This window comes from Myxococcus stipitatus DSM 14675, from assembly GCF_000331735.1.
GTDB lineage: Bacteria > Myxococcota > Myxococcia > Myxococcales > Myxococcaceae > Myxococcus > Myxococcus stipitatus.
On the sequence record NC_020126.1, the window covers coordinates 161,254 to 175,126 of the forward strand.

Sequence of the window (13,873 nt, forward strand, 5' to 3'; positions counted from 1 at the left end):
TCTGGGAAGTCTTGCTTTCAGAGAGGGCGTGTGGCTCCGGCCCCCCTCATGGGTCGGAGAGGGGCACCCAGCGAGGCCGCAGGTCGACGGGGGTGATGCCCGCGGAGGAGAGCTCGACCTCCTCGCGGTGGAGCATGACCTGACGCGTCCGGACGTTCGTGCCCCTCATGACGAAGGTGTAGCGGCCCAGGGGCAGCTCCGGGAACGTCAGGTGCTCCTCCAGGGTCGTGGGGTCGTCCAGGCGCGGCACGGCCAGGGCGGTGGAGAGCTGCTCCCACTGCCTCCGGGAGGTGAGCGGGGGGAGGGGGGCGGGGAGCAGGTGGACCTTGATGAAGGCGATGCCCCCGAAGGGGTCCTCGGGGTTCCGGTTCGCCTCCGCCAGCCGCAGCTGGAGCGTGGCCGGGCCCACCCGCTCCTGGAACTGGAGGGTCTTGCTCTCGGAGGGGCCCAGGCTCACGAGCCGGGGCAGGAAGGAGATGGGGCGGCCCTCGGCGTTCTCCGCCTCCGTCGGGGCGATGGCGTAGTCCCCAGGCATCAACCCCGAGGCGATGAACATCCCCTGCTTGCCGCGGGTGTACTTGTACCGGGTGTCCTCACCCTGGGGGGACAGCGGCGTTATCCCCACGTGGCTCTGGACGGGGCGCCCGCGTCGGTCCACCACGCTGCCCTCCAGCCGCGCGCCGGCGGAGAGCCGCGTCTCCAGCTCCGTGTCCGCCGGGCCGACGTGCTCTTCGTGCGACAGGTACTCGGGGTGGCGGAACTTCAGCAGCAGGGGCCCCGGCTCCAGGGGCGGCAGCTCGAAGACGCCTCCCGCGCCCGTGGTCGCGAGCGCCAAGGGCGCGACATAGGCCTCCGGGTCCCGGTCCGGAGAGAGGGAGGGCGGGGTGCTGGCTTCGATCTCCACGCCGAAGAGGGGCTGGCCGGTGCGTGTGTCCAGCACCCGGCCGCGCACCCGCCGCCCCGCCTTGAGGACCACATCACCCAGGTCCACGTCCTGGCCCGCCGCCACGTGGACCTCGCGCACCAGCCGGGTGAGGCCGGGGGCCTCCAGCGTCAGCGTCATGTCCCCGGGTTGATCCACCAGGACGCGGAAGGCACCGAGCGGGTCCCTGCGTGGCTCCTCGTTGATGTTGAAGCGGGTGATGGGGGAGTAGTCCTCGCGCATCAGCCGGCCGCGCACGCTCCCCTGGTACCGCAGCACCAGCCGGACGCCCGTCGCGCCCGCGGGCACGAGCACCTGGGGCTCGTGCGGCGCCGGCTCCTCGTCGGAGGCGGGCTCGCCGCGCAGGACATAGCCCTGCTTCTGAATCATCAGCCGGCAAGACCCCGGCGGCACGTGGTGGAGCGTGAAGCGCCCCTGGGCATCCGTGGTGGCGATGGAGGGCACCACGGAGTCACTGACGGACTCCTCCGCCATGCGCGCGAGGGTCTGCTCCAGGGAGGCGCCATGCACTCCGACATCGGCGACGGGAATGCCCGCCTCATCCACGACGATGCCCGACACCGACAGCCCGGTGTTCATGCGCACCGTCACCTTCGTCGTCTCACGGTCTCGGAGCTCCACGGGGAGCGAGGTGCGGTGCACGCCGCCCACCTCGAACTCCGCCACCAGCAGGTACGGTCCCCCCGCGGGCAGGCCGCCCACGCTGAAGCGCCCGTGCTCGTCGCTGGGGCCCATGGAGACGAGCATTTCCTTCTCCTTGGCGTCATGGAGGGTGAGGGTGACCTCCGGGATGGGCTCGCCCCGCGCGTCCACCACGAGGCCCTGCAGCCGCGCGCCCGGGTTCATCACCAGCCTCACGTCCCGGGCGGGGGCCTCCACCTCCACGGAGGCTCCGACGAACCCTTCGGCCTCGGGGGTGATGAGGTGGAGCCCGGGCTCGGTCAGGTTGAGCAGGAAGTGGCCCTGCTCGTTGGTGTAGGAGTCCGCCGTCTCGCTCTGCTCGTAGGGCGACTCGGAGGGCCGCTCGTGCAGGGGGCGCAGCGCGCGCTCCCGCTTCACGCCGGTGACGAGCGCCTCCGCCAGCGGCTTGCCCTCCGGGTCCGTGACGATGCCTTCCACGACGAAGGCGCGCTTCATCACGAAGTCCACGGGCGGCATGTCGGCCGTCACCACGAGGCTCTGAGGCTCGGTCTGTTGGAAGCCCTCCGCCCAGGCGCTGAAGGACATGCGGTCCAGGGGCGCGCGGTCGAGCACGAAGCCGCCGTCCTCCTTCGTGGTGGCGTGGATGGAGCGGGTGCGAAGCACCTCCTGCGCCGGGCTCATCTCCACCAGCGCGTCGGGGATGGGCTTGCCGGCCTCGTCGCGCACCGTGCCCACCACGCGGAAGAGCGTCCCCAGCCGCACCGTCACCTCCGCGCGGTCCTGCTCCTCCTCCAGCTCCGTCACCGCCTCGCCCTGTTGGTCTCCATGCCGTGCCCACAGGATGAAGCGCCCGGGGGCGAGGTTCTCCAGCGTGAAGCGCCCGTGCGCGTCCGTCACCTGGCGATGCGAGGCGTCGTGGGTCTCGACCTCGGCTCCCGCGACGGGGCGCTCGTCCTGAAGCACCTGTCCGATGATGCTCCGAGGCCGGTGCAGCACGAGCTCCTCCTCGTGCAGTCCCTCCAGGAAGAGGTCCGGCACCCAGAGCGGCAGCAGGCCCGGGCTGAAGACGACGAGCGTGTATTCGCCCGAGGGCACGGGGCCCAGGGTGAAGCGGCCGTCCTTGTCGGTGAACGCCTCGAAGAAGCGGGAGTGCTCGAGGTGGAAGAGCGTGACGCTGGCGTTCCCCACGGGGCGCGCGGCCTCGTCGATGACGCGTCCCTGTCCGTGGAGCGCTCGCGCGAGCACCAGCGTCACGTCCCGTGCGCCCGCCGCCACGGTGAGCTCCACCGCCGCCCCCCGAGGCGAGAGGGCCCACAGCGCGACCGGGCCCTCGGTGAGTCCCTCCAGCGTGAAGGAGCCATCCGCCGCCGTGGTGGTGCGGCCCACCACGGGCGCCGCGCCGGAGCCGTCGTCCATCACCTCGAGGAGCGCCCGCACGTCCTCGCACCGGGCCGATGACAGCGGCGTCGCGGCGTCCTTGCCACACGGGCGCCCGGACAGGGACTCGCCGGGGATGGAGCGCGTGGCGGAGACCTCCACGCCCGCCGCGGGGCTCTGGTCCTCGCGGAGGACGCGGCCGTGCAGGGACAGCGCGCCCTTCGGCGGGGGCGTGGGCTCACGCGGTGTGGCGGGCCTGGTGGCGGAGGGCCTGGACGCGGCGGCGGGAGGTGCTTCGTGGGAGGCCGTGCGGAAGGCGAGGACCGCCACGACGGAGCCCAGGGCCAACACCCCGAGCATCAGTGCCACCGCGGATGGCCTTCGCATCATCCCCTCCCAGTGGAGGCACGCTAGCAGGGCTCTCCGGGCGAAGTCGCCACGGGTTCAGGCGCGGGCGGGGAGGGCCTCCAGACGGGCCTTCTCGGCGACGATGAGGTCTCGGATGTGCTCGCGGAAGACGGCCACATCGTGGAAGCCCGTCGAGTCGACCGGCGGCATGACCTGGACATGGCAGTGCGCGGAGGTCTCCAGCACCAGGCCGTGCTTGGGCAGGGTGCGGGCGGTGCCTGTGAGCACGATGGGGATGATGGGGCAGCGCATCTTCAAGGCCAGGGCGAAGGCGCCGTCCTTGAAGGGCTTGAGCTGTCCGTCCGCCGAGCGCGTGCCCTCCGGGAACATGAGGATGGGGACGCCGCGCTCGAGCCAGCGCTCGCTCTCCGCCATCATCTGGATGATGCTCTCCTTGTCCCCACGCACGAGCGGCACGTAGCGGTTGAGCCGCATGTTCCAGCCGATGAGCGGCAGGTTGAAGTTGGCGGCCTTGGAGACCCACTTGAAGGGGCGATAGAGCCCGAAGAGGACCAGGATGTCGCCCAGCGACTCGTGGTTGGACACGAGCACCGCCGGGCCTCGCCAGGGCAGGTGTTCACGGCCGTCCACCTTCAGGTGCCAGAGGGGGTTCGCGTAGAAGTAGAGCTGTGCCCAGAAGCACGAATACAGGTGCAGCACCCGCCCGTTCCTGTCGAACGGCGTGGTGAGGGCCCAGACGAGGATGGCGCCCAGGAAGAGCACCAGGCTGGAGATTCCGAGGAACGTCCAGAAGACGATGGAGAACAGGAGTCGAATGGCGCGCAGTGTGCCACAGGCCCTGGAGCGTCGGGGAAGGGACTTGGGCGCGCGGCGGGTCAGGGCAGCACGACGACGCGTGTGTCCTCGCGGGCCACCAGCGGCAGGTGCCGCTCCACCTCGAGGAACAGGGCGCCTCGCGCCACGAGCCGCGGTGTGACATGGGACAGCTCCACCGCACCGGAAACCATGAACAGATGGCACCCCGGCTCCAGCAGCAGCTCCTGGCCCGCGGCCAGCTCGCGCTCCACTCCGCGCGACAGCCAGGCCCGCCGCTCCTTGCGGCCCAGGTGCGCGTAGCGGCGCTGGGCGCGAATCAAGTCGTCGAAGTGCCGCTCCGTGAGGGTGCCCCACACGTTCTTTCGCAGGCCCGCGTCTGATTCCAGGAGGGGGCGCAGCGCGGCACCGGGAATCCGCACCACCGTGGACGCGGACGCCGTGCGCACCGACGTGCAGTGCCGCCCGCCCGCGAACGCGGAGATCTCCCCGAACACGGTGCCGCTGCCGAGCTGGTTCACCACCTCTTCCTTCGGCCCCGCGCCCGCGAGCACGTAGGCGGCGCCGCGCGCGAGCAGGTACAGCTCATCGCTCACGTCGCTCTGCCGGAAGACATAGTGGCCCGCGGGGAGTGCCCGCACCTGGGCCCGTGCGGCGAGCGCCTTCAGCACGGAGGGCGCGAAGTGGGCGAACAGCGGAGAGGACTTGAGCTGTCGTGCCACTGTCGCGCGGAGCAGGCGCGCGCCACCCGGCAGGAGGTAGGCGAGCGCCATGGCCGAGTCCACCGGACTCTGGAGGAAGCGGCCACACATGACGCGCAGGATGCTCAGGATGTTGGCCAGCGTGATGGGGACCAGCGTCAACAGTCCGTGGCCCTGGGTGTAGCCCGGGTTGGCCTCCAGGAAGAACCGCGCGGAGGGCTTGTCACACTGGCGCCAGTAGTCCCGCTCCGCCTCGGAGTCTCGGGTGCGCCAGCCCACCTGTCGCAGCAGCGGCGTGTCCGGCGCGACGCGGGCCAGGCCGAACGCGGAGCCCAGCTCGTCGATGAAGTCGCGCAGCGGCGCGGGAAGGGGACGCTCGCGCCGGGGCCACACCTCGCCGCAATACTTCGTGAGCAGGGCATAGCTGGACGGGTGCACCAGCGCGCCCAGGTAATACGCGGGCCGGCCCGGGTGCCGCAGGAGATATTTCAGGACCAACGACAACGCCAGTCGGGGACTGAGGTTGCTTCCGCGATACGCACGCAGCGAGCCCGCCTCCGCGCGAAACACGGCGGTGGTGACACCGTTGAGCTTTTTCTCAAAGACATGCAGGGCGAAGTAGCCGACGAGCAAGCCCGCTTCGTTGCGGTGGAGCTGAATCCAGGTGTGCTCGGCGGTGGAGTCCACCACGTAGCGTGCGAAACACTCGCGCTCCACGCCGTCGAAGATTTCTTGATGCACGGCGTAGAGCGCGTCCGTCAGTCGCCGCCGGGCTTCAGTGGAGAGTGACTGGGGGACGACGACTTCGGTACTCGTGATACGGGACATGATGGGGCGATGCTCCGTTCCGCGTGCGGTGGAACCGCGCGCGCCGGTCGCCGATATGTCCAGGCTTCTCAGAGGACGTGAGTCCCCAGGCGGAAGGATGCCGAGTCCTCAACGCCCACCACGTCTCCAGGGAATGCGAACGCGTTTGAGATTGACGTGAAACCTTGTACGAACATGCGAGCACTTGTACCAAGGTCTATCGGGTGTCCCTCGGGTGAGTCAGCCCGCGCGGAGCGCGGACGGTGTATCGCGCGTCTCCAGGTGTTGCAGGCGTGCGCCCTCGGCCTCGAACAGCTCACGCAGCCACGGGTGGCAGGTGAAGGCAATCACTTGCTGGTGCTCGGAGAGCTGGGCAAGCAAGTGGATGGCGGCCCGGGCGCGCAAGGGGTCGAAGTTCACCAGCACGTCATCCACGATGAGGGGCAGCGCTCCCCGCGTCTCCGCGAAGTCGCGCACCACGGCCAGGCGGAAGGCGAGGTAGAGCTGTTCCCGGGTGCCGCGTGAGAGCTGGGCCGCGCTCCAGTCCCGCTGGCCGTCGCTCACGCGCAGCTCGCGCTCGTCACCGGCGGGGATGAAGACGCGGCGGTAGCGGCCCGCGGTCAACAGCGTGAAGTGTTCGGAGGCGAGCTGCACGACGCGCGGCTGTTGCTCCTCCTCGAAGCGGCGCCGGGCCTGGCTCAGGAGCGCGAGGGCGAGCTTGTCCTCCGCGTAACGCGTGGCCAGCTCCGCCACCTTCGCGCGCAGCGTCTCCTCCTGAATCCGCAGGCGGGCGAGCAGGTCGTCGTTCTCCCATTGCTCGAGCTGGTTGCGGGTGGCGCCCTGCTCGGTGAGGAGCTGTCGGGCCTGTGCCTGGGCCTGGGTGTGGCTGGCGCGGAGCTGCTCCAGGGCGACGCGCAGGCCCGCTTCGCCGCCCAGGGCCCGCAGGGACTCGCGGGCCTCGGCGTCGGAGAGGCCCGTGCGGGCCTCGATGCGATGGGAGAGCTCTCGCGCATGGTGGGTGAGCTCCGTGGAGCGGCGGGCCTGGCGAGCGTGCCGGCGGAAGCTCTCCTCGTCGCCGCCTCCCCCTTCGGCGAGCAGGGAGGCGAGGGCTGCCTCTTCCGCGCGGGACAGCTCGTCGAGGCGCGCCTTCTCCTCGCGGAGTTCCCGGTGCCGTTCCACCACGGTGCGCCGCTCCGCCTCCTGCTCCCGAGCCGCGTCCAGCGCTGTGCTCACGCGCAGGGCCAGCGACTCCACCGGGAGGGACTCGGCTGAGGTCCGAGGAGTGCGCGGGCCGTTGCCCGGTACACGTTGCGCGCTGTCGAGAGGAAGCGTCCCCGTCGTCGCGAACAGCTCAGAAGCGAGCGTGCGTAGCCGGGTGATGACCGCCTCGCAGGCATGCTCGTCGACCACGAGCGCGGCTTCCTCCGCGCCCACGTCCTGCCAGCGCTGACGCAGCGCGGAGGCATCCCGCCACAAGGCGAGGGCCGCCGACGGTGGAAGCCCCGGAGGGAAACATCGTGAAGACAGACAGGCGGTCAGCTCGGCGGTGAGCGCGGCATGCCGTGTCTCATGTCCTCGCAGTGTTTCACCGGCGTGCCGCTCCTCGCGCAGCGCCACGTCATGCGATGCACGCAGGGCCTCCCGCTCGCGCACGAGGGCTTCCCGCCGCGCGGCCTTCTCCAGCGCCTCCGCGAGCACGCTCTCCCTCGCCGTCATGTCCGCCAAGGTCGCCGCGGGCGTGAGCCCCGCCTCGATGGCGGAGGCGAGCAGCTCCCGATGCAACAACTCCTCCCGCGCCGCCAGCCCCGCGAGCGCCGCGCGCTGACGCTCCTCGTCCTGCCGCCGCTCCGACTGGCGACCCTCGCGCCTGCTCTGCTCCTCGTCGCGCACCGTCTCCACCCGGCGCCGCGCCTTCTCCAGCAGGCCCGTCAGCAGGAGTCCGCCTCCAAGCCCCAGTCCTCCCGCGATGAACCCACCCAGCCACCACGCCCCCACCGCGAGCGCCACCGCCACGAAGGCGGCCACGGGCACCCACCACAGGGGAATCACCGCGGCCGGTGTCTCGGGCTCCACCTCCTGCCCACGCAGGCCCTCCATCCGCAGCCGGACCTCCTCCTTCTGCTCCCCCAGCCGCTCCAGGTCCCCGCGCACGCCGCGCATCCGCGACAGCCCCGCCTGCTGATGACGCACCTGCGTGGGTCGCGCCTCCGGGAGGCTCGCGAGCTCCACCTCCATGCGCATGAGCGCGTCGTCCATCCGCTCCCGCTCCAGCCGCGCCCGTCCCAGCGCACTCCCCGCCTCCCTCCGCCCCAGCTCCTCCCCCTCCAGCCGCGAGGCCAGCGACTCCAAGCCCGCGCGAGCCCCCGCGCTCAAGTCCAGCGCGAGCAGCCGAGGCCCATCCACGTCGAGCCCCAGCTCCTCCAGCGCGGACTCCACCTGCCGCCGCTTCATCCCCAGCGCGGCCCTTCGCGCGGGCAGCGCACGAAGCAACTCCGAGCGCTCCGAGAACGCGGCCACCGCCGCACGCGACACCTCCTCACGTCCTCGCACGGGCGAGGCCACGGACAGCCGCTCCAGCTCCGACTCCGTGGACGCCAGCCGCTCCGCGAGCCGCGCCACCTCCGCGCGATAGCCCTTGCCGCGGTGAAGCACATCCTCCAGCCGCGCCTCACCGCCCTCGGGGAACGCCCCCAGCACCGGCAGCGTCTCCAGCTCCTCGCGCGCCGCCGCCAGCGCCGTCACCTCGCCCAGCGCGGACTCCAGCCGCTCCAAGCGCTCCAGCTCCCGGCGCTCCTGCTGCCCGCGAGCCTCCAGCACACGCGACTCGACGCCCAGCGCCTCCAGCTTGTCCCGCATCGCGAAGTAGAGCGCGGGCCGGTTGCCCTCCTGGCGAAGCCGCTCCTGCACCTCCTCCAGCTCGCGCAGCTTCACGTTCAGCTCGGGATTCACGCCGGCCGGCTTGTAGAGCTGCTCCGCGTTCTTCCGCAGCAGCGTCATCGCCTCCGGCAGCCGCCGTGCCCCACGCATGCTCGCGGCCACCAGCGCCTCCGAGGCACCACGCGCCTCGGTGAGCTGCTCGAAGCTCGCCAGCTCTTCCAGCCGGAAGGCGAAGACATCGAAGAACAGCTCCCGCGTGACGTGTCCGCGCGCTTCCTTCAGCCGCTCCTCGGACAAGGCCTCTCCTTGCGACCCCAGCACCGTCACGCTCTCCGACTTCTTCCCGCGCGCCGTCGCCATGCGCCGCACCGTCAGCGGGCCCGTCGCCGTGAGCACCCGGAGCTCTCCCCCCGAGGACGTGTCCTCGTCGGCGGGCGCGTAGCGCTCGGGGTGTCCTCGCTTCTCGAAGCCGAACAGCATGGCGCGCAGGAAGGCCAGCAGCGTGCTCTTGCCCGCCTCGTTGGGGCCGTACAGCAGGTGCAGCCCGGGCCCCAGCTCCAGCGCGTAGTCCGAGAAGTGTCCGAACCGCCGCACGCGCAGCGTGTCGATGCGAAGCCCTGGCTTCATGCGCCCTCCTCTTCGTGAAGTGCCTCGACGCTCAACTGGCTCGCGCGAGTCACCCACTCCTTCCTCGGCGCCTCCAACACATCCACACCCAGCCGCTTGAGCCGCTGGCCCAGGCTCCCCAGCGCTTCCTCTTCCCACAGCCGCGCGAGGGCCACCGGGTCCGCTTCCAGCGTCCGCGCCTCCTCCAGCAGAGTGCGCGCGAAGCCGCCCTCCACCTGGAGCGCCTCCCAGTCCAGCTCCGGGCGGCTCCCATCCCGCAACGACTCCAGCAGCACCGGAGGGTGGACAGCCGCCAGCCGCGCGCGCAGGTCCGCCTCCAACTGCGCCAGCGCCCCGGGCCGCGAAAGCTCGCGGTGAAGCGGCCCGCGACCCGTGAGCACCAGGCGCACCGCGTGGCCCTCCAACTCGCGAGCACACGCGGCCTCCACCACCTCGCTCGCGAGGGCCAGGAGGCCATCCAGTGTGCCCACGCCCGTCAGCGGCACCTCCAGCCGATGCCAGCGCACCGTGTCCACCGGCACGAAGCGCCGCCGCATGCCCCCGTCCTCCACCTCCACCAGCACGCAGCCGCGCTCCCCCGTCTCCAACACATGCCGGCCCTGCGGATTGCCCGGGTACACCGCGAGGCCCCCGCCGGGCAGCACCACCTCGCTCCGCGTGTGCACGTGCCCCAGCGCCCAGTAGTCCAGGCCCCGCGAGTCCAACCCCGAGGGCGTGCAGGGCGCGTAGTTGGCGTGCCCCTCCGCGCCGCCCAGGTTGGCGTGAAGCAGGCCCACGCTGAAGTCATTGCTGGTGCGGCGGAAGCGCGCGGACAGGTCATCGCGCACCTCGACGTCGGGATAGGAGATGCCCTGCACGCGGCACAGCCGGAGGCCCTCTCTCCGGACCTCCGCCTCTTCCCAGTCCGGGCCGAACACCTTCACGGAGGAGGGCAGGCCGAGCGTCCCCGTGTCGCCGCTCAGGGGATCATGATTGCCGTGGACGATGAAGCTGCCGATGCCCGCGTCATGCAGCCGGCCCAACTCGCGCCGCAGCACCAGCCGCGCGCGCACCGAGCGGTCCTTCACCTCGAACAAGTCCCCGGCCAGCAGCAGGAAGGCGACGCGCTCGCGCAGACACAGGTCGATGATGCGCGAGAGCGCGCGGAAGGTGGACTCCTGGAAGCGCGTCAGCAGGGGGCCATGGGCGGCCACGCCTCGGAAGGGGGTGTCCAGGTGTAGATCGGCGGCGTGGACGAACTTGAAGTGCATGGCGGGGCTCTCACCGTACCTGATGCACGAGCCCGCGCTTGTATGCCAGCCCGCAGCGACCGCGTGCTGCCCGACACATGCATGCCCCGCTGGTGGGGCCGCGTCGCGCCGTCACCAGACTCCCTGTCACGTGCGTGACACGGGGCTACCCGGCGGGCTCTCTCGGGCCGGGTCTGGAGTGAAGACCCGGAGGGTGTGCGGCACGCGACGCCGTGGCGGTTCGCGGCGCACGACACGCCGTTGCAGCCCGCCCAGGGACCCGACTCCCAAGGTTCAGTCACCCTCGGGGGGCGGCTTCAGCTTCGACACATGCAGCAGCACCCAGGGACCTGACTTCTCGCTCCTCAACGGGTCGCCGGCCCGCCCGAGCCGCTCCACCCAGGCCCTGTCCATCCCAGCCACGTCTCTTTCGAGAATCCACACGCCGTCTTCCTTCCGTGACAGCGCTCGTCGCGAGGCTCCGTGCCCCTTCACCGCGCGGTCGGCTCCACGGGTGGGAAGCTGATGGCCATGTCTCCGCCGTCCGCGGGTATCACCAATTGCACGGGCGCGAACTCCCCTCGGGCCTGTCCTTTCGCGTCGGCCTGGAGCAGGAGCTCGTGCGTGCCCGTGTCGAGGCCGCTCAACCGCGCCACGCCGTTCGTCATGGGGAAGGACGCGCTGTTCGCGGCATCGCTCGCGACGACGACGCGACCCTCGACGGGGCGACCCTTGAGGTCCTTCGCGGTCGCCGTCACCAGGATTCGAGGCGTCAGCCGCGCCGTCACCTCGCGCTGGGTTGCATCCACCTTCATGCGCAGGGTGCGGTAGAGGGCCTGCCGGTCGCGGACCTCGAGGACGAGGGGGCGGGACTCCAGCGGCCCCAGGAGGAAGCGGCCCTCGGTGTTCACCGCGGCCATCGCCAGGGGCGCCTGCTGCTCCTCATCGGGGACGACTCCCTCGGGGTTGACGACGACGAGGAGTCGGCCCGGATGTGCCCCCCACGGCGAGACCTCCAGATGCCCGAAGATGTATCGGCCCGTCTCCATCTGGATGTCGCCCAGGTGGACGTCCGGCGACTCCAAGCCCCCCTCCACCATGCGAGTCACCGTGGGGAGCTTCTTCGCGGAGAAGTAGAACGGCGTGGCGGTGGACTGCACATGATTGGGGATGGAGAAGGAGCCGTCTTCGCGCGTCTTGACCGGGTTCTCGTTGATGACGATGTCGCGCAGGGGCGCGCCGTCGGGACCGATGAGCCGCCCGTGGACGTGGGAGTGGCGCTTCACCACCAGCCGCACCTGCCGCGTCTCCTCGCTCACCTCGAGGCCAGTCTCACCGGGCGTGCCCCCCGTGGAGTGCTCCGGCTGGAAGGTGTAGCCCACCCGCGTGGCGGTGAGGGTGTGCCGGCCCCCCGTCAGTCCCTGGAGGACGAAGCGCCCTTGTGCGTCCGTGAGGACCCCCGCGAAGTCCTTGCGGAAGCAGCTCGTCTCCAGCCGCGCGGCGTCCTCGTGCGACGAGGCGCGGACGCCGACCCGCTCGACGGGTTGACCGTCGACGTCGACGACGACGCCCTCCACGGCGTGCTCCTCGGGGCGCCGCAGGGCCACCTTCACCACCGCGTCCTTCGTCACCTCCACCTCGGTCCACACCGTCTGGTCCACGCTGTCCGTCGCGCGCTCCGCCAGCACGCGATAGCGCCCCGGCAGGAGGCCCTTGCGGTGGAAGCGCCCCTGGGCATCCGTCGTGGTGGCCTCCATCAGGTTCACCTGGTCACTGCCCTCCTCGGCCAGGGGAATCACGCTCACGTGGAACCCGGGGATGGGTTGTCCGCGCGCATCCGTCAGCGTGCCTTCCACGGACGCGCCCCCGCTCAACGTGATGTCCAGGTTCGCGAAAGGGGCCTTCACCGCGACACGCGCGGGGAGGAAGTCGTCCTCGCGGATGCGGACGCGGTACTCGCCGGGCTCGGGGGCATCCAGCACGAAGCGGCCATCCCGGCCCGAGAAGGTCCCTTCCAGGAGCTCATACTCCACGGGCTCCTCGGGCGTGTCCCGCTCCAGCTCCAGGTGGAGCCCCGGCACGGGACGGCCCGCGCTGTCCATGACGCGGCCGGTGATGGAGGCCGCGCGCTTCAGCGTGAAGTCCTGGCGGGACATGCCCGGCTTCACGTCTCGCTCCTCCCCTTGCAGCAGGTCGAGATGGCCTTCGGCTTGGAGCACGAAGGTCCACCGCTCCGGCTGCAGCGGACCCACGCGGTAACGGCCATTCGCGTCGGTGACGACGGTCAGCTCCTTGCCTCCATGGCCCGGCCGCTCCAACGACAGCGTCACGCCCGCCACCGTGCCGCCCGCGTCGTTGAACACCGTGCCCTCGGCGTGGAGCGCCTCTCCCAACGTCAGCAGCACCTCCGAGGGCGACGACAGGGGCAGCTTCACCTGCGCGAGCGCATACTGCCCGCCGTGCTCGGCGGTGAGGGTGTGGTGGCCCGTGCCCAGCTCGAGCGAGAAGTGTCCCCGCGCATCGCTCGTGGTGAGCAGGGGCGGCGTTCCCGCCGAGGCGCTCGAGCTGGCGGTGCGCACCTCCACGGAGGGCACGGGGACGCCGTTCGCGACCACCCGACCGGAGAGCCGGTGGCGCCGGTACAGCCGCACCTCCGCGTCCTCGATGCCGAGCGGGACCTCCTCGAGCGCGGGCATCCAGCCCTCCTTCGAGATGAGGACCAGATAGCGGCCCGAGGGCAGGGGCCCGACCTGGAAGCGCCCGTCGTCGGTGGTGCCGCCGTCGAAGAACCGGGTGTACTCGCGGCCCACCACCATCACCGAGGCCCCGGACAAGGGCCCCTCGTCACCGACGGCGCGGCCCTTCATGTACCGAGGACTCTCCAGCGCCAGCTCCACGCCCTGGCTTCCCGCAGGGACTCCCTGCCGCATCGCCGTGCCGCGCTCGGAGAGCGCCAGGAGCGCCTGCGGCCCCTCGGGCAGGCCCTCCAGCACGAACGTCCCGTCCTCGCCCGTCACCGCCTCCGCGGAGATGGTCGCCTCACCCTCGCGCGCCAGCAGCATCGCGAGGACGGTGTCCTGGGTTTGCGGCAGACACCCCGCGAGCTTGCGCCGCAGGGGCGTGTCTCCCGTCACGGCCTCCCAAGGAGGAAGGGCTTCATCCGGGCAGGGGATTTCGGACAGCGTCTGTCCGGCCTCGGACCACGACGCGGAGACACGCGCGCCCGCGACCCCCTTGCCCCACGCGTCCACCACGGTGCCTCGGATGGACAGGCCGTGGGCGTGGGCTCGCGCGGGAGGAGACGTGCGGGGCAGGGCGTCGCTCGACGCGACCCGGGGCGCGGAGTCCGGCGCTCCGGTGGAGGTCGAGGAGGGCGCTCCCAGCACCCGCCACAGCAGGAGCGCGAGTGCTCCCGCGATGACCGTCCCCACAATCCACGCACGCATGATGAGCTCCGGCTGTCCGACGTCGAACCGTCAGGATAACAG

At 71.3% G+C, this 13,873-nt stretch carries 6 protein-coding genes; all 6 read right to left on the reverse strand.

Annotated elements, in window-relative coordinates; genetic code table 11:
- Window positions 1–46 precede the first annotated feature (46 nt).
- Entirely contained in the window at window positions 47–3,352 is a 3,306-nt protein-coding gene (locus MYSTI_RS00610; protein ID WP_086009825.1) for a carboxypeptidase-like regulatory domain-containing protein, read from the reverse strand.
- A gap of 54 nt (window positions 3,353–3,406) precedes the next feature.
- On the reverse strand, window positions 3,407–4,093 hold the full coding sequence (locus MYSTI_RS00615) for a lysophospholipid acyltransferase family protein (protein WP_015345746.1): 687 nt from the start codon (window positions 4,091–4,093) through the stop codon (window positions 3,407–3,409).
- 113 nt (window positions 4,094–4,206) lie between these two features.
- Window positions 4,207–5,673, reverse strand: coding sequence for a cyclic nucleotide-binding domain-containing protein (locus MYSTI_RS00620; RefSeq protein WP_015345747.1), 1,467 nt, complete (start codon window positions 5,671–5,673; stop codon window positions 4,207–4,209).
- Window positions 5,674–5,892: 219 nt separating this feature from the next.
- Window positions 5,893–9,156, reverse strand: a complete 3,264-nt coding sequence (locus MYSTI_RS45185; RefSeq protein ID WP_015345748.1) for an AAA family ATPase — start codon at window positions 9,154–9,156, stop codon at window positions 5,893–5,895.
- A complete protein-coding gene (locus tag MYSTI_RS00630; protein ID WP_015345749.1) occupies window positions 9,153–10,406 on the reverse strand; it encodes a metallophosphoesterase family protein in 1,254 nt (417 codons plus the stop codon). The genes MYSTI_RS45185 and MYSTI_RS00630 overlap by 4 nt, the downstream gene beginning before the upstream one ends.
- 470 nt (window positions 10,407–10,876) lie before the next feature.
- A complete protein-coding gene (locus MYSTI_RS00635; protein WP_015345750.1) occupies window positions 10,877–13,831 on the reverse strand; it encodes an MSCRAMM family protein in 2,955 nt (984 codons plus the stop codon).
- Window positions 13,832–13,873 lie beyond the last annotated feature (42 nt).

Excerpts from the sequence above, each read along its gene's own strand:
- MYSTI_RS00610 (WP_086009825.1), bottom strand. The coding sequence starts at position 3,352 with ATGATGCGAAGGCCATCCGCGGTGGCACTGATGCTCGGGGTGTTGGCC.
- MYSTI_RS00620 (WP_015345747.1), bottom strand. The coding sequence starts at position 5,673 with ATGTCCCGTATCACGAGTACCGAAGTCGTCGTCCCCCAGTCACTCTCC.
- MYSTI_RS45185 (WP_015345748.1), bottom strand. The coding sequence starts at position 9,156 with ATGAAGCCAGGGCTTCGCATCGACACGCTGCGCGTGCGGCGGTTCGGA.
- MYSTI_RS00630 (WP_015345749.1), bottom strand. The coding sequence starts at position 10,406 with ATGCACTTCAAGTTCGTCCACGCCGCCGATCTACACCTGGACACCCCC.
- MYSTI_RS00635 (WP_015345750.1), bottom strand. The coding sequence starts at position 13,831 with ATGCGTGCGTGGATTGTGGGGACGGTCATCGCGGGAGCACTCGCGCTC.